Genomic DNA, 26,984 nt, shown 5'->3' on the forward strand with positions numbered 1-26,984 from the left:
AGGGGTTATGGCTTTTAACTTATTGATTAGATTTATTAATGAAAAGGGCGGCTATTTGAATTTGCCGCCCCTAAACTAAGGAATAAATAAATGAGAAAAATTGATTAGTTAAAATTCCCACCAACAGGTTTCCCACCACTCGAGAAACTCATCAAACTCGATATGCGTATCGTGATTTTTATCGACTAAATCGAAACCACGTCTAACTTGCTCGTCGGTTGCATCCGGGGATAGTACTTTAAGCAAACGTTCGAATTCTTTGAGATCGATTTGGCCATTGTTATCAGTATCGAAATAATCAAAATGTTCTTTAACTTCTTGAATATGTTGATCAGTTAATGGCTTCATTGGGTCTCCATTCTTATTGGTGCTTGATTGAATTTAGTGGCTTATTCATCCTCATAGGTGAAACTGTCCTGAAGGCTGGCATTTGCTTCAGCGACGCTAAAACGATTGGGTGAGAATCCTTCACCAAACCACTCTTTAACTTCTTCATGCTCAAAGTGGTTAGGGGAGCGTAATACATTGAGCAAATGTTCGTAGCCAGCAACGCCACCAGCATCTTCAGGTGGGCAGGCATTTTTACCATCAATACACTCAACGTATACATCTGACTTAGGTTCTTTAAAGCCCATCAAAGTGACTTTATGATGCCAGTGATCGGCAAAGTCATAGGTATATTCAATACTCTCTTCTTTGTTGGCTAGCACATCCGTTATGGCAATGTTTGCTTCATTTTGCCATTCTTCATCGCCATCACCTTCCGGATCAATATAACCATATCGTTTACCATCTTTCTGGAATTCGTGTTGCTGATAGTCTTCCCAGCCAAAAATAGCCTGGATAGCATAATGAAGGTCTTCAAGGGTTGCGCTCGGGTCAATAATAATATCGCGCCAAACAGGAAGGTTTAGGTGCTCCAGCTCTACTCGTAGATGAAGCATGTTTTGCGTTTTAGTTGACATGTTGTCGTCTCACAAATGAGGCCGTCATTGGCCTCAGGTTGATAAAACAGTTTCCTCTAAACGGTATCTGACTTTTCGTTCTTCTAGATAGTCAAGAACCGTTTTGCAGCAGTCGGTATGACCGCCTATATGCTCAGGTGCAAACACACCTTTTTTATCAAATTTTTCTTTCAGTAGCAATTGGCAAACCGCATTAGCTGTGAAGCCTGTAGTACGAGCCATGGAAGTTTCTTGCTTAACCTTGTCATATTCATCATACATGGTGTAGATATATTCTTTATTCTTTTCGCCTTCTAGCCCGCGAATTGTCACACGCATAATGGTGAATTCTTCTTCTTTTGGTTTAAGTTTCCACTCATTGATTAAAATCTCAGAGGTTACTTCTAGAGGCGAAATCTCAAGGCCGCGAACTGATACTTTGTCTTTACTGAAAAAACCGCTGGCCTTAAGCGTTCGAATGGCTTCGACATGTCCAGGATAGCGTAGTGTTTTTTCTTTCATGTTAGGTACATTATTCATAGTGAACATGAGAGAGCGAAGACCGTCAGTATTAAATGCTTCAAGGGTACCAATTCTATCAAATTCAACAAGCTCGCGATCACTCAATGCTTCACGGGTAACCATTCTGCCATGCTCAAAAAAGCGAGCAGGGCGGGTGTACTCTTCAATGACGTCAATCGGTGAGAAGGCAGCTTTGTATTCAAATGGCTTTTTACGAATTTTAGGTAGGCCACCAACCAGACATTCAAAATGGCTAACTTCCATACGGGTATTGTGAAACCCTAGAAGAAGGTTATCCATACCAGGTGCAACACCTGCATCGATTACCGCTGTTACCTTGTGTTTTTTAGCAAGGTAATCAAGCTCAAGACAGTTTTCTGGTGAAAAAGAAATATCGACTACATTCTTACCAGCTTCAATGATGTTTTTCAGTGCCTTGAAGCCCAAATGGCCAGGCACGCCACAGACAACAATATCAAAGGGATCTACGGCACTTTTCAACTCTTCTAGATTGAGCACGTCTAGCTCAAGAGTAGAAAATGAAGGATTACGTTTTTTTAAAAGCTTCAAGCGTGTGTTGCTGACATCCGCAACAGTAACGTCATATTTCTCGGATAGGTCACGAGCGATAACGCTTCCGACCATTCCGCCACCAATGACTAAAATATTACTCATAACTCTTCCTGAATCTGTATTTGTTTTAATGACTTATTTGGGGTTGTCTAAAGCTTCTTGCTCTTCAAGGCTGGCTTTGTATGGCGTGACTTTCAATAAAATTCCCATGTTTGGATGGTCGAAGTAATGCAGCTCATCCAGTTTGATTTTACGATTTTCGGAGAGCAGGAAATAGCCATGGAGTTGTTCGGGCATTTGCATATCCACCATTGGCTGCTCAATTGGAGTTGCCGCCAAGGACTCTACGTCGTCATACTCATAGGCAGTATTTTGATCTTCCGTTGGCTGCATAAATTCATCGGGTAGGTTTAAAGGTTTAAAACCTGTGACTTTGTGTTCTACTAATAAACCTTGATTGCGGCTGAAGCGAATAAGGCCATTGAAGATATCCAGACCAGCTTCTTCGGGAGCATCCTCTGTTGAATAAGCTAACCAGGGAGTATCTGACTTATCCATTAACGGTTGTCGCCAGCCTATATGCAGCATTGGACGAATGTTCTGGCTGGTTCTTAAGCGATCCCAAACTCCATGTAACTTGAGCTGGTTATCGGTAAGAAGAGTGAAGCCTTCAGGTAAATTGCTAAAAGTAAATTCTGTTTCAATCTCAGGCAGCTCAGTTTCTTTTACCTGTGCTGAATTATCCTGTTGGTCAATGCGCTTGAAGAACACAAACTCAATATCAAATATGCTTTGAGCAGTGCTGTTCTGTGCGCTGAACACAAGGTTTAAAATCAAGGCTAAGGTAATGATTTTTCTAGTCATAATTTTACGGGTTAACTCTTTTTAGTGGTTAGAGTTTACCATGATTGAAAGGAAAGCCCAGCCTTAAATTGTAAGACTGGGCGAGTGTTCAGCTTTTAGGAAACCTTCTCAATGACAGTGTTAATTTCTTTTACCAAGGGTGCAATTTCTTCCTCTTCGGTCAGAATCTTCAAAATTACATTTTGCTCAAATCGATAGCGGGAAGGGTTGAGCTGGATCAGGCGGATAAGCTTGCCAGGATCGATTTGAGTGTCCTGAACAAAGCGAATGCGTATGCCTGTTTTCACCAGGTCGATTTTGCTGATACCCAGTGGCTGCACCCTTAATGCCAGTTCGGTCAGGGTAAACAGGTTTTTTAGAGCTTCTGGCAGCAACCCGAAGCGGTCAATGAACTCTACCTGCAGAGCATCCAACTGTTCTTTGGTTTTGGCATTTGCAATGCGCTTGTACAGTGATAAACGAGTCGCTACGTCTCCAATGTAATCATCAGGGATTAGAGCTGGAACGCTGAGATCGATTTCTGTTTTTTGCTTGAGGCTCTGTTGTAATGAGGGTTCTTTGCCTTCTTTGAGAGCCTTGACGGCATCTTCCAGCATATCCATGTATAAGTTAAAGCCAACAGCCTGCATCTGGCCCGACTGTTCGTCACCTAACAGCTCACCAGCTCCGCGAATTTCAAGGTCATGGGTTGCCAGGGTAAAGCCTGCCCCAAGATCCTCGAGTGAGGCAATCGCTTCAAGGCGTTTCTCAGCGTCCTTGGTGATTTTACGCCCAGCGGGAGTCAGCAAATAGGCGTAGGCCTGGTGATGAGAGCGACCAACACGACCACGTAACTGGTGTAGCTGGGCCAATCCGAACTTATCAGCACGATCAATAATCATGGTATTGGCATTAGGATTATCGATACCAGTTTCAACAATGGTTGTGCAAACAAGAACATTAAAGCGCTGATGATAGAAGTCGCGCATGACCTGTTCCAGTTCGCGCTCTCGCATCTGGCCGTGGGCCAGTTGAATGCGAGCTTCGGGCAATAATTCCTGAAGTTCCTCAAGCGTTCTTTGAATAGTATCTACAGCGTTGTGTAGGAAATATACCTGACCACCACGAAGAATCTCTCGCAGAACCGCCTCACGAATCAGTGGTTTATGATATTCACGAACAAAGGTCTTAACCGACAGTCTTCTGGCAGGAGGTGTCGCAATAATAGACAGGTCGCGCATTCCTGACATGGACATGTTTAAAGTACGTGGGATAGGCGTTGCAGTCAGTGTCAGAATATCCACCTCGGTACGGAATTTCTTGAGCTGCTCTTTCTGACGAACACCAAAACGATGTTCTTCATCAATAATCAGTAAGCCGAGGCGTTTGAATTTAACGTCCTGCTGAATCAGTTTATGGGTGCCGACCACAATATCGACAGTCCCATCCTCAAGACCTTTTAAGGTTGCCTGAACTTCTTTATTAGTAGCAAAACGTGATAGGCTGGCAACTTTCATTGGCCAGTCTGCAAAACGATCGCTAAAGGTTTCAAAGTGCTGTTGAGCGAGCAGGGTGGTCGGAACAAGTACTGCAACCTGTTTACCGGACTGAGCAGCAATGAAGGCTGCGCGCAGTGCCACTTCTGTTTTACCAAAGCCCACATCGCCACAGACCAGGCGATCCATGGGAAGCGGTGACGTCATGTCTCGAATGACGGCATTTATTGCAGTGGTCTGATCCACAGTTTCTTCAAAGGCAAACTCGGCGCAGAAACGACGGTACTCAGTTTCGTCCAGCTGGTACTGGATACCTTCTTTAGCGGCACGACGGGCATAAATATCAAGTAGCTCAGCAGCTACATCTCGGGCTTTTTCAGCAGCTTTCTGGCGGGCTTTATCCCATTGCTCGGTACCAAGCTTGTGCCATGGCGCGAGTTCAGGATTGGTACCTGAGTAACGGCCAATCAGATGCAATGATTGAACAGGCATATACAGCTTGTCGCCACCAGCATATTCAATCATCAAGTATTCAGCTTCAATGTCACCGCTTTCCAGTTTTACCAGTCCTCGATAGCGTCCAATACCTTGCTCGATATGGACGACCGGGTCACCTTCTTTAAGTTCCGCCAGGTTGCGGATCATGTCCTCAGCCTGGTCGGCTGCTTTGGTGTCACGACGGCGAGTTTTGATGACGTGTTCGCCGAATAGCTCGGTTTCAGTGACAACAGCCAGATCGGACAAGGCGAAGCCTTTACTCAATGGAGCAACGCCAATGACCAGATTCTTTGCATCAGAAGCCTCGCTCCAATGTTCAACAACCGATGCCTGAATCTCATTGCGGCCCAGCAAGTCCTTTAATGCTTCGCGTCGCCCTGGTGACTCGGTCGCAATAAAACATTGTCCAGTCCACTGCTTTAAGAAATTTCTAAACTGGTTTACTGGATCCTTGGCTTTATGATCAATTGCCATCATCGGCATCGGGCTAGCCTGATAGTCCGCATCAGGGCGTTCTTGCTTGATATGAATACGGATGTGCTGTTTCAGTTGTGAATTAAGTTCATCAGCAGCCAAGTAGAGCTTTTTAGGCTCAAGAATAGGACGCTCTATGTCATGACGTCGCTGTTCATAACGCTCAGTGATTTCATCCCAATAATGCTCGGCATGCAGCTGGTGATCTCCCAAGGTACAAATTAAAGACTGTTGCGGGAGGTAGTCGAAAAAGGTATCCAGCTGCGTAAAGAATAATGGTAAGTAGTACTCAATGCCTGCTGGGGAGTTACCATTGCTAACTTCCTGATAGAGCCAGACGCGTTGCAGGTTTACTTCAAATTCTGCACGGAAATTCTGTCTGAAAGTGGCTATGCCTTCTTCATCCAGAGGAAACTCTTTAGCTGGCAGCAGCTCAAATTTTTGAATCTTCTCATCTGATAGCTGACTTTCTGGATCGAAATAACGAATGCTATCAATTTCATCATCAAAAAAGTCCAATCGTAGTGGCTTTTCCGAACCCATTGGAAAGACGTCAAGAATAGAGCCTCGGACTGCATATTCACCATGAGAGAAAACCTGATTCACCGAGTGGTAACCACTTTCTTCAAACAGTTTCCGTACCTCATGCATATCCAGTTTTTGACCGGTATGAACAATCAGACTGTTTTGCTCAATGTATTCCTGAGGAGGTAATCTTAACAGCAGGGTGTTGACTGCAATCAGCACAATGCCATGTTTCAGGCGAGGTAGATTGTAAAGCGTCAATAATCGCTCAGAGACTATATCCTGATGTGGAGAAAAATTGTCATAGGGCAGCGTTTCCCAGTCAGGGAAAACCATAACCGGTATATCGGAGTCCTTACCTAGAAAATACTGAATTTCTTTTTGCAGTTGCCACAGTGCTGGCGTGTCGTCGCTGATAACCACGATTGGTTGCTCACGCTGCTCAGCAAGCTTGGCGAATGCCAGCGCACGGCTTGAGCCAGCAAGCCCATCAAGATAGTGGACAAAGTTGGTTTTATCAGTGATTTGCGGTAAATCGAGCTTCATGCCTTATGACTAGTGATTTTAAGAATTGCCGCGGAATTATAGCGATCTTGGTCTAATGTTGATAGTGGCCTGCGAAACATAGTCCCTGATAGTCTTTGACCAGGCTTCAGGTTTGAAGCTTTCCATTTGCAGAAGCGCTTTAATACAGCTATCTTATTTGATATTAAAAGTAATCACTTAGGGATAGTATGAGAGTCATATTCAAACAGGCCGAAGACTTCGAAATCAGTGCAGGCTTCTTTATTGCCGCCTGGAAAGTTTGGTTTAAGCGGTTCTCACCCAGTCATGATGCGCAGCGACATGCCTGGAAGTACGGCAAAATGCCGATAGGCCTGAGTGATAGCAGTCTAAGTGATCTCATCCGCGAAGATAGACGATTTACCCTTGAAGTAATGGCACGCATGATGGTGCCTTGGGCCTACCGCAATAATGCTCAGGTCGACGATACATTCCTGCGCGATCATATCGAATTTATACAACAGACAACCATCGGCTATGACTCTGGTAGCGAGGAGCCTGCAGCCTGTCTAAGCGACCATGCTTTATCGCTGTGGGACAGCATGAGCTTTGCGGAGCAAGATACATACATGAACTATGCCGAGGCGCGAGTTCAGGCGGATATTGAAGTTAAATCGACAGATCCGGTGGTGCTTGATGATCAGGGCATAGAACTGATTGGTGAAGATACTTATCCGCCTTACATACCGGAAAAAAATGCCGATGATATAGAGTTTATTCGTGCGCTGGTTCGTTGGATTGAAGATGCACCATATCAGGCTTATTACCTTAAAAAGCCTACCGGCGAAGCAGTAGCCGGATGGCATGACCGACTGCTTGCATTCTTCTGGCCTAAACCACGCATTGGCTACGCGCTTCATTATGCTGCCGTTGACCCTTTATATTACCGTGCTAATGAATTGGCAAAGACCTTGGAGCGCGGTAATGATTGGGATGATGAGTGGCGTGACATGGCCGTTAAAACCGCAACCGAATTGTTTAATGTCAGCGGCACGCCACAAAAAGATGTGACTGTTGATAACGTAAAGAAAGTAATTAAAGCGGCAATCGACGCAGATGAAAATGCTACGGCAAAAATGAATAGTGGCTGGACATATCTGGCGGCATTATGTACTGCTCATTTAGAAGGTGAGCAGGGTCGTTTGCCACTCATAAGCTGGAACAGTCGGGTTGCCAGCTCTGTGATTTCGCGACTCGATTTTCTGCTTGCTGAGGCAGGTGTCACTGAACTTGGCGGTCGCTTTCAAAACATTGGAACCGTACCTGGCTGGGGTGGCACACGTCCACGCCAATACACACTGCAATGGCCAAACGGTTATCGTTCTTGGAAAACTCAAATAGCTGCCAGCAAACTGGCTAATCAAATTGCCCATATTCTTAATACTGAAACTAAGCCAAGCGGTGAAAAACGCTATCGCCTGATGCCACTTGCTGGCGGTGGCAAAGGGCCTTGGACAGTTCGCGGCGTTCAACGTGTCTTGTTCTTAGACGGGTATTAAGTAATTATTCAAACTTCATACAATTAAGTCGTATCAAAAATAGACAATTCCCATCAGCTTGCTACAATCAAGTTAGGCCATGGGGATAAATATAATTTATGACGATGATCTTAAGATGTCTTCGTATGGTGCTTGCTATGATGGTTCTGGGGTGGACCTCTGTCGCTACACAAAATGCATCTGCAGCAGAAGCTGAAGAAGAGCAAATAACTCTTGAAGACCTTCAGCAACTTGAACCTTTTCCCGAATTCTACGATCAATTATCACCTGAAGCCCGTCTGGATTGGCTTAATACTCAAATCGACCAGGCTTCATCTCCCGTCCATAACTATAACTATCAGAGAGCGTTAGCTTTCGAACATTTTTTTAATTATCGTAACACTGAGGCGCAGGACCTCTGTCAATCAAATCCTCCATTATCATTTGATCTTCGTTATCGTTTTGCCTGCATCCAGGTGAGCGATATCAGTTATGATGATCGATTGGATAAACTATTGAAGCTCTATCAGGATGCCATTGAAGCAGATAGCAAGGAGATGGTTGCACAAACCCTGAATTCCATGGGCTGGTATCAATCGAGTCATGGTGATATCGAGCTTGCCTTTAAAAGTTATGAAGAAGCTTTATCCATGGGAGAGCATTTAGAGTTTTATGCATTGAATGACGCCATGGTGAATACGGCTACTCTGTACATTATTCATGGAGACATGGAGTATGTTCATAAAGGCATTGAACTGCTCAAAAATTCAATTGAGCGGATAAAAGAAAAACTAAAGGAAGAGGGAAGAACAGGAGATATTCCAGGTAGTATTATCATTCCGCAGTTTAATATTGGAGTGGCTTATGCTCTCCATGTTTATGATTATGAAAAAGCACTGCATTGGTTCAATATTGTAAATAACTCCAAAACTTCTATCCCTCATCTTCGCATGTCTTCCTTGCTGTTTTCTGCTTTGTCAGCAGTAGAACTTGGACGTAAACAAGAAGCCCAGAGCTACTTAGCTCGCTCTTATGATGAGCCTGATATTAACAATACTGAATTTTCTTACCTCTATTGCTACAGAACCTTGGTGAAGTACAAGCTAGGCGAGCCCGTCGATTTTGATGTATGCCTTCCGCTACATGATAACGTTCCACTTGAAGTTAAGATCGATGTTTATAAGCGGATTTCCAACTTGGATGACGATGCAGTTCGTTATTCAGGCATGGAGCAGTTTTATAAGCTTTTTGAGGACAAACTGGAAAGTCAACTTAAGCAAAGTTCAACATCAGTAGCCTCAACTGCAGAGCTACATAGACAGCAGCAAGAATCGCGTTTACGCAATGAGTTATTGGAAAAGGAAATCGCTTTAAAAACAGCTCAACAAGAGCAACGTGAAGGGCAAATTCGTTTTATGATTGCTGCCGTTTTAATCTTGCTGTTGCTGGTTCTGATTACCGTTATTCGTTTACGGCAAAAGCGAAGATTAGCCGAACAATTCGAAGAACTTAGCGTTATGGATGTTTTGACTGGATTGAAAAATAGACGATTCCTTGAGCAGAACATTAGTAGAGAAATAAGTTTTATCAAACGATCACAAGCCAGAGGTGGTAAGGATGCCTTAGGGATATACTTATTGGACATCGATCATTTTAAGCGTATCAATGACACCTATGGCCATGAAGTAGGCGATAATGTGTTGGTAGAGTTCACTAACAGGATTAGCCAAACTATTCGAGAAACGGATTTGTTCGTTCGCTGGGGTGGGGAAGAGTTCCTGCTGGTAGCTAGGTTGGAAAATACCGATGGACAACATGTTTTAGCCCAACGTCTGCGACAAGCTATAAGTGGTGAAAAATACAAAATAGACAGTGAACAATCTATTGAGCTGACCGCAACAATTGGCTCTGTGGTGTATCCTTGTTTAGAGAATACGGAGCAAGATATTTCGTGGAATAAGTTGGTGCTGTTGGCGGATCAAGCGCTCTATTATGGAAAGCATCAGCAGAGAGACTGCTGGGTGTGTATACAGTCCATCCCGGATAGAAACTGTCTAAAAAACATTTTATCCCATCCCTTTGCAGAATCCATCGAAGACAAAAGCATTAAGGTCATATCTTCACTAAATAATTAATCATTTGTAATTAGAGGTGTTGTCTTGCTGGTTAGATATTTTAAGACAACACCTTGAGTTATTGTTTCTGGTATAAAATTTAACTCATCCCTTTTTCTTTCTGAGCCAGTTTCTGGAACTGCTCTTTTTGTGCGCCAGATGGAGTAGGACGCTCGCCTTTGGGATCTTCTGAGTCCATGACAATTGAAATGATTTTTGTGCCTTCCTTAATATTTTTACCTTCAGTTTCGGAAGAAAAAACCTTCATAGTGTCATTCCTATCAATCATAAATAGCGCGACATAATTTGGATTATCATTTTGATACTGTTCAAAATTGTAATTCTCGGTGATATTGGTCACCTTAATTTTCGCATTTTTGGCAATCATACTGGCCAACTGTCCATAGGTAACCGATTCACTAAACAACCACGGCGACTGATAGTACTCATCTTTCTCCTGTCGATCATTTTTATTCTTATCTTTAGCAGAGCGTAAACGATAGATATTTTGTTTGCCAAATGTATGCCTGAAGTTGAGTTCGCTAAGACTGTTGAGTTCCTGATCCATGCTCATGGCGAAAACGTGGCCAAAGCCGATCAGGTCTAAGTTTCTATCTGCATGCTCAGATATAGGGTTTCCAAAATAGACTCGAATACCTTCCATGCGGGCCTTGGCAATATTGCTGTAATTGTTATGAGCCATCAAAACATCAACATTGTGTTCTTTTAGTGCCTTGGCAACGGTTAAAGCGACCGGGTTGCTGCCAATGATTAATACGCCATTATTTGATGGTTCTCGAACACCTAATAAGTTGCCAACGAAAGCCGCTGTAAGACTTTGGGTCAGTACGGTACCGATAATAATGATGAATACCAAAGGCACCAGGTATTCTGTTCCTGCCAGCCCAAATTCTTCCAGGCGAATAGCAAATAATGATGAGATTGCGGCCGCAACAATACCGCGAGGGCCAATCCAGCTGATCATCAACTTCTCATTGGTTTTTAGCTTTGATCCCATGCTAGAGACCCAGACTCCGAGCGGGCGGGCCACAAACATGATGATTGCCAGCAGTATTAAACTGGTGTAGCCAATCTGCTCCACGCTCGCCAAATCCAGTCTCGCTGCAAGTACGATAAATAATACTGATATAAGAAGAATAGATAATGATTCTTTGAAATCGAGAATGTCATCTTTGGGAAACTTTGGCCAGTTAGCCAGAGCGACACCTAAAATAGTGACGGTTAACAGTCCTGATTCATGTTCTATGTGATTCGAAACGGAGAACACTAGAAGCACGAAAGCTAGAGTAAAAATATTGCGTAAATACTCAGGGACCCAATGCTTTTTGAGAAGGGTTGCTAAAACTGTTGCCCCCGCCAAGCCTAACATTGCACCAATTAATAAAATCTTACCGAATAGCAACAGGGCATTCTCGCCTGAACCGCCGGAGATGATGTATTCATAAACGAGTACCACAGCGATAGCACCGATAGGGTCAATAATGATGCCTTCCCAACGTAGAACGTTGCTGATGTTTTTATTAGCGCGTAGATTCCTCAGAATGGGAATAATAACAGTAGGGCCGGTCACGCATACTAAAGCACCGAATAGTAAGGCTATCAGCGGGTGCATATCAAAAAGGAAGTAGGCCGCTGCGCCAGCAATGGCAATGGTTATCAGAACACCAACGGAAACCAGCATCTGTACCACACGCCCATGACTTTTGACTTCATGAAATTCGAGTGTCAGAGATCCTTCAAAAAGGATGACCGCCACACCGAGTGAAATAAAAGGGAACAGTAAGTCACCCAAAGCCTGATCTGGATTAAACCATCCAAGCACTGGGCCAATAATAATGCCTATCAGCAACAGGAAGAGAATTGAGGGCTGCTTTAAATACCAGGCCAGCCACTGGGCGCCGATTCCGATGGCTAAAACCGCGGATAAGGTTAATGCTAAATCTGGAGTCATGAAAATTCCCGTTGCGTTCCGTTACAAGAGTTATTGTTATGAAGGCTCATTGTCTTGCGCTGAGATTTATAAATCAAGCGCTTAGCCGTCAATTTGCAAAGCAGGGGAGTGTATTGGGGCGAACGTCAATATTATGTGGAGAAATAGGTCGTTAAGAATTAACGCTGACTATTCGATTGAATATGGTGTGTTTGCTGGATATAACTTCTCATGTCAAAACCCATGGCGCCATCGGCTAACGGGCGCTTGATAGAATAGCGCATACCTGATTTATCAGCAGGAGACTTGCTTAAGTCAATGATCAGTGATTTGCGCAGCTTTCCTTCGCTATCACGGACCAATTCAACTTTAGGTTTTAATTTTTTCTCTGGGTGAGTCGAGATCACAATGCCCACTTCGCCATTGCTCATTTCAACTAAGGTTCCAGGAGGGTAAATGCCCAGCATTCTGATGAAAGCTTCAACAAGCTCACCATCAAACTGTTTGTTTCGCTGATTAAAGAGTTCTTTCAAAGCATCACGAGCAGAAAGACTGCGGTTATAACAAGTGTCGCTAGTCATAGAGTCGTATGCATCGACAATACTGATGATTCGGCAATAAAAACTGATTTGTTCAGCAGGTAATTTGGGGTAACCAGTGCCATCAATATGAGCATGATGGTTTTTAATAACGTCTTTAACTGTCCGGTTAATCGTGTGATCAGAATTGACCAGCTCATAGCCAAGAATGGTGTGCTTTTGCATAACACGCATTTCAACTTCAGTCAGCTGACAGGGCTTATCGACAATCTCTTCAGGAATCTGGGTTTTACCAAGGTCATGTAACATGCCGCACAGCCCCAGTAATTCTAGTTGCTCTTCATCTAGCTTAAGGTATTTACCCAGCGCAATGGCAAGGATAGCAACTCGAACACTATGTTCTGCGGTAAATTGGCTTTTGTCCTTGATGCGAGTTAGCCAGAATAAAGCATTGGCATTGGACATGATGCTGATCATGCAGCTCTGAATGACACGACGGGTATGGGCTATATCCAGTGACATTCCCATTTTTGCAAGCTCAAATAAATTAATGGCTTCTTCGCGCGCTGCTTCGTATGTGCCGTGAGCACGCTTCAACTCGTGATGTAATGGGGTATTTTCAGGAAGAGGGGCAGTCTTCGCTTTGGCTTTGAGCTTGTCTTTCTGTAAGGACCAGAATTGCTCGTCGACTTCGATATAAACGTATTTGCAGTATTCTTTGAGTGTTTTGAGCTCGACTTCTCGTTTGATCATGAACTTCTGGAACATCAAAGGCACATCAAGCCAAGGCCTGTCGAGTTCAACGACATACATGCCTAGCTGTAATGAGTCAGCAGGAATTTTTACCTTAAGTGACATAGTTGCCCTGTGATACGAGTCTAGCCCCAAACGTGAACCAAATGGTTCGCAATTGGTTAACTCTATCACATTTATACAAAAGATCTATAAATTTTGTATAAAAGACTGACAGTTATATAGGCTGATAGTTTTTTGTTATCAATAAGTTAAGCCTAATAGTTTTCTTGGTTTCATCAAATAATCTGCTGATTAACAAAGGTTACATTTTAGTCGTTGCCTGATTACTGGTTTGCTGGTAATTTCGCCTGTCAGTCATGATTCCAAGAAAAAGACATAATACTATGCACGCAAGGGTAATTGCTTTAGTACACAACAAATGGTTCGAACGCTTTATTATTTCCGTAATTGTTTTAAGCGGCATTCTAATCGGACTAGAAACCAGTAGAACGCTTTCTCAAACTCATGTCAGCTGGATAGAAACTGCACATGCGGTAATTCTAAGCATTTTCGTTATAGAGGTAGTACTCAAGCTCTACGCATGCGCTCCTGATCTAAAAAAATACTTTAGAGACGGCTGGAATGTTTTTGATTTTTCAATCGTGGTTGTTGCATTAATTCCAATGACTGGTCAATTTGCAGTAATTGGCCGCTTGCTTCGTCTTTTGCGTGTAGCCCGTTTAATTTCGGTTCTTCCTGAGCTGCGTCTGATAGTCACCACTCTGATTAAAACCATCCCTTCCATGTTCCATGTGGTGGTGCTGATGCTAGTTCTTTTCTATATCTATGCTGTCGCTGGATTTAATCTGTTCCATGAGACGAACCCGCAATTCTGGGGTGATCTGGGCACATCCATGTTGACCCTGTTCCGAATCGTGACTCTCGAGGGCTGGACTCAGGTCATGTACCTTGATTTAGCTAATCACACCTGGGCCTGGATGTTCTATGTCAGCTTCATCGTCATTGGCACCTTCATTATCATTAACCTGTTTATTGCCCTGGTGCTTAACAACCTTGATGAAGTTAAAGAGCAGAAGAAGGCCATGGAACGCAGCCAAAAGACGGAAGCTCATATTTTGAACAATATAGTGCTCATACGTAAGCAGCTGCAGGAAATCGAAAAGGAAATGCACGAAAAACAATAGCTTAGTGTTGATACTTTTTGATACTGGCAACTCATAACAAAATCGAGGATAATTGCGCCCAATTTTGTTTCGGACAACATTTGTTGTGGAGACTTTTGTCGTGTCAATTGATTACAGCCAACTGGTAGATTCATTAACGCCTGACATCATAGAGCGTTTTACTGAAGCCGTCGAAACAGGCAAGTGGCCTGATGGCAGTGCCGTTTCAGAAGCACAACGCGAAAACTGCATGCAGGCGATTATGCTCTACAATGCACGCCATAACGCCAGTGATGAGCCTTTTACCATTTCAGCCACAGGCGAAATCCAGACCGGTAAAAAGATGCGTAGTGATTTTGAAGGGCTATCTTCGAATGACCGACTGCGCCAGCAGGGTCATACGATTGATTTGAAAACAATCGACTCCAAAACCATCACCGATAACACTGATAAAACTGACGATTAGTTTGGACATTCACCTGGGTTAGGCAGTCTTACTCCGTCGTCAGTATATACATTTCAAAATTTCAGCAAAATAGGGTAGTTATGCTAAAAACGATTATTCGAAAAGAACATAAGAATAAGTGGGAGAAACGAGCCCCTTTAACGCCAAAAGCAGTGAAGACACTGACCGAAAAAGGCCTCTCCATTGAATTAGAACCCTGCGATATCCGCATCTTTCCAGACCAAGAATACCAAGCCGCCGGCGCTATTTATCCTTCAACCCCAGATCAGGCAGAATTTGTTTTAGGCATCAAAGAGCCTCCAGTTGACTCGATCAAACATGGACAAGTCCACCTAGCGTTCTCGCACACCATCAAAGGCCAGGAATACAACATGCCTTTGTTACAGAAGTTTTTGGATGAAGAAGCAACGCTTTTAGATTATGAACCCATCGTTGATCCGGCCACTGGTCAAAGAACCATTGCTTTTGGTCGTTATGCTGGTATTGCTGGCGCAGTAGATAGCTTCTCAATTCTTGGTGAGAAGTTGGCTCAAAAAGGACTATCGACTCCTTTGTCCGAACTAAAAATGACTTACAACTATGGAACCGTTGAAAACTTGAAGCAAACGCTTGAAGGCTTTGATTTATCACAGGGCGAACCAATACGTGCGCTAGTCGTGGGTACAGGTAAAGTAGGTAAAGGTTCGATTGAAGTCTGCGAATGGTTAGGCTTGCCAAAAGTCAGCGCCAAAGACTTCTTAGCGGGCAACTTACCGCAAGGCAGCTTCTATGCTGTACTTAGTAGCCGCCATATCAATCGTCGTAAAGACGGTGGTGATTTCAGCATGACTGAATTTGTAGAAAAGGGCATTGAGCTCTACGAAAGCACCTTCGATAAAGTGCTTGGCAAATTCAACATTCTGCTGCAAACCCCATACTGGGAAGAGATGTATCCTAAGCACCTGACCAAAGAACGTATGCAGCAACACAAAGCCCAGTTGCCATTAGTGATCGGCGACATCAGCTGCGACATCAACGGTAGTCTAGAATGTACCACCAAAGCTTCCGACATCGACAACCCAGCATTCACTTATAATGTTGATACAGACGAAAGCCAGGACGGTATCAGCTGGGAAGGCGTCACCGTCATGTCCATCGACAACTTGCCCTGCGAGTTGCCTATCGATGCTTCAAACGACTTCTCCAAAGCGTTAACCACCTACGCACCACAGATCATGACAATGGATTTGAGCAAACCTTTTGCTGAGTGCGGCTTGCCAAAAGACCTCGCCGATGCCGTCATCGTCTATAAAGGTCAGTTAACGCCGAACTACGAATACTTGAAAGAGTATTTGTCCTAATCCGTAAAAGTTTGGGTAGGGGCGGGCCAATGTGCCCGCCCTTAATGTATCGGTCTTAATCTCAGGTAACTGCTTACACTTCCGACTTGCTCCAATTCCCCCTTTGATTGAGCTGAGTAGTAGACAAGGCATAGCAATTCAAAACAGGACGTTTTGAATAGTAAAATTCGGGCCAAGGATGGAACGTATTTTACGGTGCGTTAAGTGGCTTGGTGGATACGAAGGGAGTTGAGCAAAGCGAAACCTCAATCACGGGGTGTCGTTTCTTTTGGTCCCTTTTCTTTGGACAAGCAAAGAAAAGGGTCTCGCCGAGTGGCGAAAACTTTAGCCATGGACTGAGTAATCGTTTGCAAAGTACTCTAGCGTTGCGGGCAGGCACACAGGCCTGCCCCTACCAAAAACGATTCCAATCACTCAGGAACCGTCAATTCACCCCGTAAATTGGTCATCATCTTCTCGCGAATACTCTGCCTATCCATGCCGCGGCTAAACAAATAATACAACTTTGCCAGCGCTGCTTCGGTGGTCATGTCATAGCCTGAAATCACCCCCGCATCCATCAACAGATTGCCGGTCTCATAAGTCGCCATATTAACGCTGCCTTTCAAACACTGGGTGCAGTTAACAATGACCTGGCCACTGGCGCAGGCTTCGCGAATCGCTTCCATCAATGCTTCGTTCTTAATCGGCGCATTGCCAGAACCATAAGACTGCAACACAACTCCATCCAATGGCTGACTTAAAAAGCCTTTAACCAGATCCGCTGAAATTCCCGGGAAGAGAGTGAGGATGGCAATCTTAGGTGAGCTGAATTTCTGGACATTCAATTCCGTCCGATGCTGCTTAAACACCAAATGTTCGCGAACCTTGATGGTGCTTCCGATGCTGGCTAATGGCGGCATATTCGGTGAGGTAAAAGCTGCGAAGCCATCCGCATCCGTTTTGCTGCAACGGTTGCCGCGATGCAAATGATCGTGGAAGAACAAGCAGACTTCCGGAATAGGGTGGTTGGCCGCCAGATACACCGCATTAATCAGATTATCGCGCGCATCGGTACGCAGCTGCGTCAATGGGATCTGCGACCCAGTCAGAATCACCGGCTTCTGCAAACCTTCCAACATAAACGACAAAGCCGACGCCGTGTACGCCATGGTATCGGTACCATGCAACACCACAAAACCATCATAATCGTCGTAATTGTCCTGAATATCCTGCGCAATCAGATACCAATCCTCAGGCGTCATATTCGCCGAGTCAATCGGCTCCGCGTAATCACGAATCGTAATCTCCGGCATATCCGGATGCTTAAACTCATGAAAGCTCGCCAGAGTATTCTCCAGAAAACCCTCCTGTGGCACAAAACCCTTATCACTCGGCTTCATGCCAATCGTACCGCCTGTGTAAGCGATATAGACTTTTTTCTTTTTCATCGGTTGCTCGGACATTAAGACTCGATAGTTTCGAATATTCAACAAGTTGGCAGAAGTATAACTTTTATTAGGGGGAGAAAGAAGCCGTGTTGAAGTTCCCTTTATATTTCTTAAAACCCCAAATTTATCACCACAATTGAATTGTAAAGCTTTCTGACATTTTTGTTGCGTTATTAGAAAAGTTTATTAATATGGCTTTTTAATTTATTGCTAAAAAACATATTCAATGAGCTACAAAATAACAATAAGTATGAAGAACAATATAAGTGGAGTACTTCATTACGAAAGTTCTTTATTGGACTTGACGTTACCAGTGGAGCACTCGGGGGATTATTCAGTGGGTTTTCTTGTGTTTATTGATGAGTTAAATAAAAACGATAATCTCGTAGTAAAATCACGAGTCTTAAGAGATTTACAGCAGTGGTCGAAAGTAACAGATCAAAAGTTAATTTGGTGAAATAGATTATTCATTGGGTGAGCTTGATGGATATTGAAGATCTTAAAAATATGAACTATGTATATGATAAAATTAAAGGGAGGTACTACGTGGACAATCCGCTGAAATCACTTGAACTCAAAACATGGCCTGATGTCATGTTAGCAATTAGCTCTGTACCTTTTCTTATTTCTTTTGGTGCCATGTTCGTGGATTCAACAAAGGCTTTTGCTGTGCCTATTACAATTTTAATTGCTGGAATACTCTGTTTTGGAATTGGAGCGAAACTAGCATATTACAGGTATCGAGACTCTAATATCGAAGGTAATATAAATGCATGGTTTGCTGGTTGGCGGCATTCTTTCCTAGCAGATTTTTTTGCATTTATAGGCTTTTTACTCATTTTCTTAGGAATTATAAAGCTTTATGGTATTTAACAAAAGATTGCTGAATTTGCAGCTCACGAGTTTACTAGCTATCACACAACTGTGCGTTAAAGATACAGTAAAATAATGGTGTAAGGGTAGGTTAGGTGTACAAGGCGTACTCTGGTTTGATTTATTTGTAATGGAACATGTTATGTCTAATTATCTGACTAAATTAAAGCAAATTGTATTCTACGGCTGTTTAACATTATTCTTTTGCTCGTATTCATACGGAGGGAAATACGCCGATATAGTTGGTGCGTACCTTGCTAATAAAGGTGTATGTAAAACATCGTATTTTATGGGGAAGCATGAGCAAGATAGGTTATTGGAAGGGGTTTGCATCCCAATAAAATCTGTTTTAGATGAAAGCAAAAAAGAACTTATCCCTCTTGCAATTATAGAGTTAAAGAGCCCAAATCAATTAAAGTTTTATGAAAGTATCGAAAAAAAGAAAAGAGATAACACTGAAGCTTTCCATGTAGAAGTCGATAGCTTTAATGACAATATCTTTAAACTAGTCGATGGATCAATTTTGGAGAAAGATGACCACAAATATGTAGGATATATTAGTTACCATGAGAAAGGAATATTTTACAAAGATGGATCCAAGTGGAAGCTTTGTGTAAATAATAAAACATTTAAAGTGAAACTATTAAAAAACAATAAGTATCACTACAGCAGAGATGAAATTAGCGATATTTCTATTTATGAAATCGAGAAGCTTGAAGAGTGTTCATGACTATATTTAATTTTGAATTTTGAATTAATTGGTAGTTATAGAAATAATGGGGTCAGAGTAAATTAATTATATAAGAAGAACACTCTGATATTAAGAAGCACCATATAGCAAGGAGAAAGGAATGAAATATATATTATTTCTTGGACTAGGTTTTTTATTATCTTCATGCGCAATAATGGACTATACAAAAGAAGAGCTTACGGGTTGTGACCATCATTCAAAGTGGTGCGATCAGATTCGTGCCACGGCTACAGAAACCTACCTTTACGCTCAAATGTCGGCCAATACTTACAATGATGCCTATCAATTTAAATTGCCTACCAACTATGAGCTAGTCACCAAAAAAGACAATGATGATATTGGGTTTGCCTATTCGATTTATGAAAATACTCGAAATGATCTAACCATTATTGTCTTTCGAGGAACAGAGGGCGCTAATTTCAAGGACTGGTGGTATGGCAACTTGTGGGGTAGCCAGAATGATCGAGGCCTGGAATTGTTTGATACGATTCGACAAGAAAAGGGGAGTGACGAAACCATTATTGTCACTGGCCATTCGTTAGGAGGCGGTATTGCTCTAGAGATTTCACTCAAACGCGAAAACGTTGAAGCTTATGTATTCAATACCTCACCGAGGTTCAGTGCGAATGGTTACAGCATTGAGAATAAGCGTGTGTCAGTAGTGGAGCACGGCGAGATCCTCAAAGCACTTCGAGCACCTTCTCGTGAAGCTTCTCAGACCTATACATCCATCGGCTGCTCAAGCGGTGGCCCCGTTGCACAGCATGAGCAAGCAAAACTGGCAGAGTGTTTAACTCAAATCGCAGCGACAGAGTCTAATGAAGCAAGGCGTTCTTTAGCTCAAAATAATATTGAATACATATACGAATAGTTTGTTTTTTAAAGAGTGCCGTAATACATTAGCTGGGGCTTTTATTGTTTGGGTCATTCCATGAAAATAATTTCTACATTGTTAGCTGCATTAATTCTATCTGCTTGCGCAAATCATTCAGGTACTCATTCGGGAGAATCAACAGAAGAATGGCTCCAGCAGCAGTATTCATTGGGTATTATTTATAAAGAGCAACCAAACCATGGTTTGGAAGTTTTGTTAATATCCCAGCACTCCGAAACCTTTCGTTCAGGTCTAAAATCCGGTTGGGTTTTAGTTAGTATGGATGGTGTTTCTTTGGCTCAAGATGGTGGGGCGCTACTCAGCGAAAGGCTTCAGGATTCGAGTAAACCTCATAACATCATGTTTGAAGTCGATACTGGCGAACAAATCATTCAAATGGAGTTAATGCGAGAGAGGTTTGGATTTAAACATAACGTTAAAGGTAGCTTTATTGAAGTTCATTAAAGATTGGTAAGCCAAACAGAAGTAGGGCATCCATGGGGATGACCCTAAGCCACGACGCATACTAAGACACCTATCAAAAAGGATTAAAATGAATCTTAATAAAGTAATAATGTTATCTATATTTCTGTTCACCGTTTCTTCTTGTAGTACTATTCCTGAATTTGAACGTGGAGATGTACCTGAAGAGTATGTCAGTATTATTCTTGATGAAATCGATTTGACTGACTCATCTTGCTCCCCCAATATTACCAAGTTAATAGAGTGCACAGATAACCGTTACGGTGTGCCACAAGATTATTATTGCGTATTAGCTCTTCAAGGTCATGATACATTAGAATCTAGCAGGGATTTTATTTATTCAGTAGGGGTTCGAGATAATGAGGCAGGTGTTTTTGGAAAGCTATTAAGCATAAATATATCCGGAGAAGTTGAGCTAATAACTGTAGTAAGTGGATGCCCTTATTGAATTAGCGGTTGCTTAAAGTTTTAGACTCACACAAACCTCAACAAAAATGGTACGTCGCGACGCAGATCCTGAATTACCTAAAGGTATTCCCTTCGGTCACAGTTTAGGCAGGCAATTCTCTAAGAATTACCAGTGAATTCCCCACATCCTTGTGGGTCAGATGACAACCTTTTAAGTCCTGCAATAACCAACTATCTTTACATTCGCTGTTTGTTTTTAAGACGTGTATAATGACACCCATTCCCGAGGGGTGGCTTTTAGCCTGAGATGAGGCTCGATGCAGTTGCAGTTTTGATTGCTTGAGCGCCAGACCCTTAGAACCTGATCCGGGTTATGCCGGCGTAGGGACAGGGAGTTCAGAAAATGTGCTTTTTGGGATTCTGGCTTTTCCTTTCTAGATTTCAAGCCATTCATTGACAGGGATTCAGTCAAGTTAGCTTAACTGCTTCAATTTTCTGTCTTTTCTGTTGTTACTCTGCATACCCCAACAATATTGTGCTATGTGGAGTTGTCCTTTGAAACACGCTATTCGTTCTTTTAAACCTTTAATCTTGGCCAGTCTGTTGGCGATGTCGCTTGGTGCTGTTGCTGAAGAGCAGAGTGATGATGACATTGAGACTCTGGTGATTAATGCAGAGCATTTGACTGAGAGTCCCTTGACCTTGCCTTCGAGCGTAACTGTGATCGATAGCGAAACGGCGCGTCGGAACAATGCTCATCATGTGTCTGATATTTTCAATTTAGCGCCAAACGTTAATTTCGCAACGGGTGCGTCTCGTGGTCGCTTTATTCAGATCCGTGGCGTCGGCGAGCGCAGTGAGTTTGTTGAGCCGGTGAATTATTCGGTGGGTGTGATTGTTGATGGCATTGATATGACGGGTATCGCTGGCGGTGCCTTGATGCTTGATACGCAACAGGTTGAGATCCTACGCGGGCCACAGGGGACGATTTATGGTGCTAATGCATTGGCAGGCCTTGTGAATATGGTATCTGCTGAGCCTGAGGAAGACTTGCTCAAAGTTTCCGGTTCTTTTGAGTCTTACAATGGTCGCAGCGCTTCTTTGATAAGCAGTGATCAGCTGTCGGATGCCTGGGGTTACCGTTTCGCGGTGGGGCAGTATCGTAGCGACGGTTTTACCGATAACATTTTCCTCGGTCGTGATGATACCCAGAATATCGATGAATCGAGCATGAAGGCTCGTTTGGTTTACCAACCCAGTGACGACTTTTCTTTGACCTCAAATCTGATTCTGGTCGATGTGGACAATGGTTATGACGCTTTTAGTCTTGATAACACACGCCAGACTTACTCTGATGAGCCAGGGCACGATCGCCAGGAAACCATAGGCGCTTCCTTTATTGCTGAATGGGCCTGGGACACGACCAAACTGCAAAGCACCTTGTCATTTGCTGATAGCGAGCTAGATTATGCTTACGACGAAGACTGGAGTCATACTGGAATTTGTGAAGACACGCCGTGTGATAGCGATGACTGGGGCTTTGATTGGTGGTATTCGTCATTTGATCGCTTCTTAAGAGATAACCGTAATCTGAGTCTGGATGTGAAACTGATTGGTGGGCAGGGCAGCACTGACACCTTGTCTAATCAATCTTCGTCGAATCAGTGGGTGGTTGGTGCATATTTTCGCGATCAGTCGGTTGACCTGTTACGTCAATATACTTTCAACCCTGTCGATTTCAGAAATCAGTACGATACGCGTAATGCCGCGCTTTATGGACAGTTGGACATTCCATTGATTAATGATTGGACCTTGGCAACCGGTGCACGTTTCGAACGCCAGTCGGCTGATTATATTGATAACCAGCCATTTGCGGATGATCGTTCTGAGACCTTCTGGGGTGGTAAGGTTTCGCTTGAGTATCAGGCCAGCGAACAGGCTATGCTTTATGCCTTGTTATCGCGTGGGTATAAAGCAGGAGGCTTTAATACTGCACAGGAATTACCGGAGTCACAGCGTGAATATGACTCAGAATACATGCTCAATCATGAACTAGGGGTTAAAGGTTTGTGGCCTGATGCTGGATTAACGTTGCAGGCGTCTGTGTTCTATCAAAACCGTGATGATATCCAGTCCAAACAATCTTATGTCACCTCGCAGGCTGATGGGCGAACGTTACAGGAAGGCGGCGAGTGTCCTTGTAATTTTACCGATTACAATATCAACGCTGGTGGTGCAAAAAGCTATGGTGCTGAAGTTGAGTGGAATTGGCGTTCATCAGATTGGGCGCGTTTGTACGGTTCTGTAGGGATTCTTAAAACTAAGTTTGAAGATTTGCAGAGTTTTACTCATGTATTAGCGGATTTAACTGCTAATCCACCTGTGCCTTATGATTTAACGGGTCGCGAATTGGCTCATTCACCAGAGCTGCAATGGATTGCTGGTGCTGATTTCTATTTCAATGAATATTGGAGTTTGAATCTGCAAACTGAATTTAAGGATGAGTTTTACCTGTCTGATCGTCATCAGGTTAAAGCGGAGGACTATCAGTTGTGGCACCTGGCGTTGACTTATGAGGATGCTAATTGGCTTGTTGAACTCTATGGCCGTAACCTGACGGATGAAACTGTCGTTAATCGAGGTTTTGGTAGCTTCGGCAATGATCCGCGAAAGTTTTATGAAACCGAACCTTATTTTCAGTATGGTACACCAAGAATTGTTGGTGTTCGCGCTGCCTATAACTTTTAAATATTGAGGGATTGGTGAAATGAAGATTTCAGTTGAATTAAGCTTGTATCCTCTTGATGATCAATTCCTGCCGATTATTCAGGATATTGTTGAACGTCTGATGGGGGATAAGCGTGTTGAGGCTATCGTTAATACCATGAGCACGCAGCTTTTTGGTGACTTTGAATCTGTGATGGCAGTGGTTAATGAAACCGTAGAATACTCATTCAAAACTTATGGCAAGCAGGTGTTTGTAGCCAAGTTTTTGAACAGCGATGTTAAGCCCGATTAGTAGACCCAGTTAACAGAGAAAAGAATAGTAAAACTGTATGAGTAGCTTCTTTGAAACCTTTGGCCAGCAAGTAGCGGCTACTTCAAACTGGGAGTGGCTGGCGGTTGCCTTGGCTATTGCATATATTCTATTAGCGATTAAAGAAAATATCTGGTGCTGGGTTGCTGCTTTTTTTAGTACGGCGATTTACACGGCATTATTCTATGACGTGAATTTGTTCATGGAGTCACTGCTTAACGTTTATTATTTGTTGATGGCCGTTTACGGCTTCTATCAATGGCGCTTTACCGGTAAACGAGGGAACGACAAGTCCATTAGTCGTTGGTCATTGAAAGTGCATTTGGCTTGGATAGCTGGGCTATCTATAGTCGTCTTGATTAGTGGTTATTTGCTGGATAATTACACGACCCAGGATTTTGCCTATGTTGATTCATTCACAACCTGGTTTGCAGTGTTTACTACTTATCTATTAGCGCAGAAGGTGCTGGAAAACTGGTTGTACTGGGTTGTGATCGACTTTGTGTCAGTGTTTTTATATTGGGAAAAAGGTTTGCTGATAACTGCAATCTTGTTTATAGCTTATACAGTCATGGCCATTGTCGGCTGGCTGGAGTGGAAGAAGCATTATGCCCAACAGAAAACCGCCTGAGTGGTGGCAATACTCAAATAGCTGCTGGCAGCAATTGGTTGAGTTATTAAACAAACTGCAGCCGGATACTGTTGCTCAATGTGCAAACCAAGCTAATTGGCAATTATTGCGTCAGGGCGATACCAATTCTAATTTTAAATTAAGTCTTACTTTCCAAGATTACTTTGTTCAATTGGTCGATCAGACAAAAGTTGAGCAGCTACCAGGCGGTTTTTATCGTTCTCAGACAAGACTGGTTAGCGAGAATCCAGCGCTTTCAAAGTGGCTTCCAAAGTGTTTGCTGGATAATGAAGAAATCCGTGTTTCGGTCTGGCTATATGCGAGCCCGACAGTGAGCCAGCATTTTAACAACCCCGATTTGATAGTTGATTTAAGTAGTTTATTGAGTGAGTTGCATCATTCTGAATTATCGTTGCCAGAGCTTGATATGAAAATGCATCTTGCGAAATATTATGAAATTGCAAGAGCTAATAAAACCGCCGATCCTTTCCGCTCAGAAGTGTTGTATGAACAAGGGCAGAAGTTAGTCGATTCTTTCGAGGCATCCCATTGTTGTCATAATGACATCTCGCCTGGCAACTTGCTGTCTGGACACCAGCTTTTTTTGGTTGACTGGGAGTATGCTGCTTTAAGCGATCCATTGTTTGAACTGGCGGGAATTATCTGCAACTTTGAGCTTTCCGATCGCCAGGAGCAGGAGCTAGTCGAAGAGTATCATAGGCAGTCGCAGATGATGGTGGATTTGGAAAAGCTAGAAGCGATGAAAGCCTTGTACAGAATTATCACTGAGCTTTGGTATATTGGTAATGCTTGATCAAAAAAGGTACTCCAAGGAGTACCTTTTTATATTTATATGGCTTTAATGCTTACTCTGAGTGACTATTCAAATAATCTATCGCTAAATGCGATAAAGCTTTAACTCCAACCCTCATACCAGCTTCATCCACATAGAAATCTGCAGTGTGGTGTGGTGCTACTTCACTAAGTGGCTTATCTACAGGCTTACCACCAAGGAAGAAGAACATGCCAGGAACTTCGTTAGCGAAGATAGAAAAGTCTTCAGCCCCAGTTACTGGATTAACAATATGAATATTGTCTTTGCCAATAACGTTTTCGAGTGTAGGCATCATTTTGGCCGTTAGTTCTGGATCGTTATAAGTTACTGGTAGCGAACTAGAGTAGGGCAGTTCAACGACAGCGGTTGCGCCCATGCTTTTGGCGATCAATTCGGCTTTTTCTTTCACCTGCTTTGCGATATTTTTTCGATCTGCTTCATCCAATGCGCGGATAGTACCAAGCATTTCTACTTCTTCAGGAATGATATTTGAACGAACACCGCCATGAATTGCGCCAACACTGACCACTGATGCTTGTTGAGTCAGCGGCATGCTGCGACTAACGATAGTCTGCAAACTGTTTACGATTTGAGCGGAGGTTACTACAGGATCAACTGAAAGCCATGGCGTTGAACCGTGTGCACCTTTACCTTTGATAGTGATTTTAAAGTCATCGACGCTGGCCATCAGGCCTTCTGACTTGATGCCAATTTCACCAACATTAATACCTGCCCAGATATGTAGGCCAAAGACCACATCAACGTCAGGATTTTTTAGAGCACCTTCTTTAACCATCAGTTCGGCACCGCCTTCTTCACCAGGAGGGGAGCCTTCTTCGGCTGGCTGGAATAAAAATTTAACGGTTCCCGGAAGCTCATCTTTCATGCTGGTTAAAATTTCAGCAACGCCCATTAACATAGCTACGTGGGTATCGTGACCACAGGCGTGCATGACTGGCACTTCTTTTCCAAGGTATTCGCCAATAGCAGTAGATTTGAAGGGAAGATCGTTGCGCTCTTTGATAGGCAGAGCATCCATATCAGCACGTAATGCTACAACAGGACCAGGCTTGCCAGCTTTGAGTACAGCAACAATTCCGGTATGAGCAACGCCTGTTTCTATTTCAAGGCCTAGCTCACGTAAATGCTTTTCAATGTACTTGCTGGTTTCGAACTCGCGATTACTAAGCTCTGGATTCTGGTGGAGATGGCGACGCCATTCTATGACTTTTGGCTCAATGGTATCGGCCTTTTCGGCGATAATCTGTTGGGCGTCCTGCGCGGAAAGGGATAGCGAAAACCCTGCTACTAGTATGCTGACAATAAACTTCATAAAAAGGGGTCCTCAATTTTTAAGCGCGTTCAGTTTGGCCTTTTTTGCCACTTAATGCAAATGTGATTTATCTATTGAGTCAT

Annotated in this window: 23 protein-coding genes and 1 riboswitch; of the genes, 14 read left to right on the top strand and 9 right to left on the bottom strand. The window is 43.2% G+C overall.

Annotated elements, in window-relative coordinates; translation table 11 throughout:
• Positions 1-108: 108 nt before the first annotated feature.
• The 5 genes from CW740_RS05435 to mfd form a co-directional block, all read right to left on the bottom strand.
• Positions 109-348, bottom strand: coding sequence for an EF-hand domain-containing protein (locus tag CW740_RS05435; protein ID WP_106646574.1), 240 nt, complete (start codon positions 346-348; stop codon positions 109-111).
• 41 nt (positions 349-389) lie between these two features.
• Positions 390-965 (bottom strand): plasmid pRiA4b ORF-3 family protein, encoded by a 576-nt coding sequence (locus CW740_RS05440; protein WP_106646575.1) that lies wholly within the window; start codon positions 963-965, stop codon positions 390-392.
• Positions 966-998: 33 nt separating this feature from the next.
• A complete protein-coding gene (locus tag CW740_RS05445) occupies positions 999-2,141 on the bottom strand; it encodes a saccharopine dehydrogenase C-terminal domain-containing protein (RefSeq protein ID WP_106646576.1) in 1,143 nt (380 codons plus the stop codon).
• 33 nt (positions 2,142-2,174) lie between these two features.
• On the bottom strand, positions 2,175-2,903 hold the full coding sequence (locus tag CW740_RS05450; RefSeq protein ID WP_106646577.1) for a CsiV family protein: 729 nt from the start codon (positions 2,901-2,903) through the stop codon (positions 2,175-2,177).
• A gap of 95 nt (positions 2,904-2,998) precedes the next feature.
• The gene (gene mfd / locus CW740_RS05455; RefSeq protein WP_106646578.1) at positions 2,999-6,421 is read right to left on the bottom strand and encodes a transcription-repair coupling factor; all 3,423 of its coding nucleotides are present in this window, start codon (positions 6,419-6,421) and stop codon (positions 2,999-3,001) included.
• A gap of 188 nt (positions 6,422-6,609) precedes the next feature.
• Between mfd and CW740_RS05460 the strand changes: the two genes are divergently transcribed.
• Both CW740_RS05460 and CW740_RS05465 read left to right on the top strand, forming a co-directional pair.
• Positions 6,610-7,938, top strand: a complete 1,329-nt coding sequence (locus CW740_RS05460) for a hypothetical protein (RefSeq protein ID WP_106646579.1) — start codon at positions 6,610-6,612, stop codon at positions 7,936-7,938.
• A 98-nt stretch (positions 7,939-8,036) separates the two neighbouring features.
• On the top strand, positions 8,037-10,052 hold the full coding sequence (locus tag CW740_RS05465) for a diguanylate cyclase (RefSeq protein WP_227523901.1): 2,016 nt from the start codon (positions 8,037-8,039) through the stop codon (positions 10,050-10,052).
• Positions 10,053-10,131: 79 nt separating this feature from the next.
• Here the strand turns inward: CW740_RS05465 and CW740_RS05470 are convergent, their stop codons facing one another.
• Positions 10,132-12,003 (bottom strand): cation:proton antiporter, encoded by a 1,872-nt coding sequence (locus tag CW740_RS05470; protein WP_106646581.1) that lies wholly within the window; start codon positions 12,001-12,003, stop codon positions 10,132-10,134.
• A 158-nt stretch (positions 12,004-12,161) separates the two neighbouring features.
• Entirely contained in the window at positions 12,162-13,379 is a 1,218-nt protein-coding gene (locus tag CW740_RS05475; RefSeq protein ID WP_106646582.1) for an HD-GYP domain-containing protein, read from the bottom strand.
• 281 nt (positions 13,380-13,660) lie between these two features.
• On the opposite strand from CW740_RS05475, the gene CW740_RS05480 reads away from it, so the two are divergent.
• From CW740_RS05480 to CW740_RS05490, 3 genes are all read left to right on the top strand, one after another.
• Positions 13,661-14,461 (top strand): ion transporter, encoded by an 801-nt coding sequence (locus CW740_RS05480; RefSeq protein WP_106646583.1) that lies wholly within the window; start codon positions 13,661-13,663, stop codon positions 14,459-14,461.
• A 100-nt stretch (positions 14,462-14,561) separates the two neighbouring features.
• Positions 14,562-14,906 (top strand): YeaC family protein, encoded by a 345-nt coding sequence (locus tag CW740_RS05485; protein ID WP_227523902.1) that lies wholly within the window; start codon positions 14,562-14,564, stop codon positions 14,904-14,906.
• An 80-nt stretch (positions 14,907-14,986) separates the two neighbouring features.
• Entirely contained in the window at positions 14,987-16,246 is a 1,260-nt protein-coding gene (locus tag CW740_RS05490) for a bifunctional lysine ketoglutarate reductase /saccharopine dehydrogenase family protein (RefSeq protein WP_106646585.1), read from the top strand.
• Positions 16,247-16,656: 410 nt separating this feature from the next.
• Here CW740_RS05490 and ansA read toward each other — a convergent pair whose 3' ends face one another.
• Positions 16,657-17,676: an asparaginase gene (ansA, locus tag CW740_RS05495; RefSeq protein WP_106646586.1), complete on the bottom strand. Its 1,020-nt coding sequence runs from the start codon at positions 17,674-17,676 to the stop codon at positions 16,657-16,659.
• 483 nt (positions 17,677-18,159) lie between these two features.
• Here ansA and CW740_RS05505 point away from each other — a divergent pair, with 483 nt between their 5' ends.
• From CW740_RS05505 to CW740_RS05545, 9 genes are all read left to right on the top strand, one after another.
• Positions 18,160-18,549 (top strand): hypothetical protein, encoded by a 390-nt coding sequence (locus CW740_RS05505; protein WP_106646588.1) that lies wholly within the window; start codon positions 18,160-18,162, stop codon positions 18,547-18,549.
• Positions 18,550-18,691: 142 nt separating this feature from the next.
• Positions 18,692-19,279 carry a hypothetical protein gene (locus CW740_RS05510; protein ID WP_157826397.1) on the top strand — a complete coding sequence of 196 codons (588 nt, stop codon included), beginning with the start codon at positions 18,692-18,694 and terminating at the stop codon, positions 19,277-19,279.
• Positions 19,280-19,400: 121 nt separating this feature from the next.
• The gene (locus CW740_RS05515; protein ID WP_106646590.1) at positions 19,401-20,171 is read left to right on the top strand and encodes an alpha/beta hydrolase family protein; all 771 of its coding nucleotides are present in this window, start codon (positions 19,401-19,403) and stop codon (positions 20,169-20,171) included.
• A gap of 60 nt (positions 20,172-20,231) precedes the next feature.
• On the top strand, positions 20,232-20,639 hold the full coding sequence (locus tag CW740_RS05520) for a hypothetical protein (protein ID WP_106646591.1): 408 nt from the start codon (positions 20,232-20,234) through the stop codon (positions 20,637-20,639).
• An 88-nt stretch (positions 20,640-20,727) separates the two neighbouring features.
• Positions 20,728-21,105: a hypothetical protein gene (locus CW740_RS05525; protein ID WP_106646592.1), complete on the top strand. Its 378-nt coding sequence runs from the start codon at positions 20,728-20,730 to the stop codon at positions 21,103-21,105.
• A 236-nt stretch (positions 21,106-21,341) separates the two neighbouring features.
• Positions 21,342-21,471, top strand: a riboswitch (TPP riboswitch).
• Between the two features lie 149 nt (positions 21,472-21,620).
• A complete protein-coding gene (locus CW740_RS05530; protein ID WP_106646593.1) occupies positions 21,621-23,813 on the top strand; it encodes a TonB-dependent receptor in 2,193 nt (730 codons plus the stop codon).
• Between the two features lie 19 nt (positions 23,814-23,832).
• The gene (locus CW740_RS05535; protein WP_106646594.1) at positions 23,833-24,084 is read left to right on the top strand and encodes a hypothetical protein; all 252 of its coding nucleotides are present in this window, start codon (positions 23,833-23,835) and stop codon (positions 24,082-24,084) included.
• A 37-nt stretch (positions 24,085-24,121) separates the two neighbouring features.
• Positions 24,122-24,733: a nicotinamide riboside transporter PnuC gene (gene pnuC / locus CW740_RS05540; RefSeq protein WP_106646595.1), complete on the top strand. Its 612-nt coding sequence runs from the start codon at positions 24,122-24,124 to the stop codon at positions 24,731-24,733.
• Positions 24,711-25,547: a phosphotransferase gene (locus CW740_RS05545; RefSeq protein ID WP_106646596.1), complete on the top strand. Its 837-nt coding sequence runs from the start codon at positions 24,711-24,713 to the stop codon at positions 25,545-25,547. Before pnuC ends, CW740_RS05545 begins: the two co-directional genes overlap by 23 nt.
• A gap of 52 nt (positions 25,548-25,599) precedes the next feature.
• On the opposite strand, the gene CW740_RS05550 is transcribed toward CW740_RS05545, so the two are convergent.
• Positions 25,600-26,901, bottom strand: coding sequence for an amidohydrolase (locus CW740_RS05550; protein WP_106646597.1), 1,302 nt, complete (start codon positions 26,899-26,901; stop codon positions 25,600-25,602).
• Between the last annotated feature and the right edge of the window lie 83 nt (positions 26,902-26,984).

It is taken from the genome of Kangiella profundi (genome assembly GCF_002838765.1).
Lineage (GTDB): Bacteria > Pseudomonadota > Gammaproteobacteria > Enterobacterales > Kangiellaceae > Kangiella > Kangiella profundi.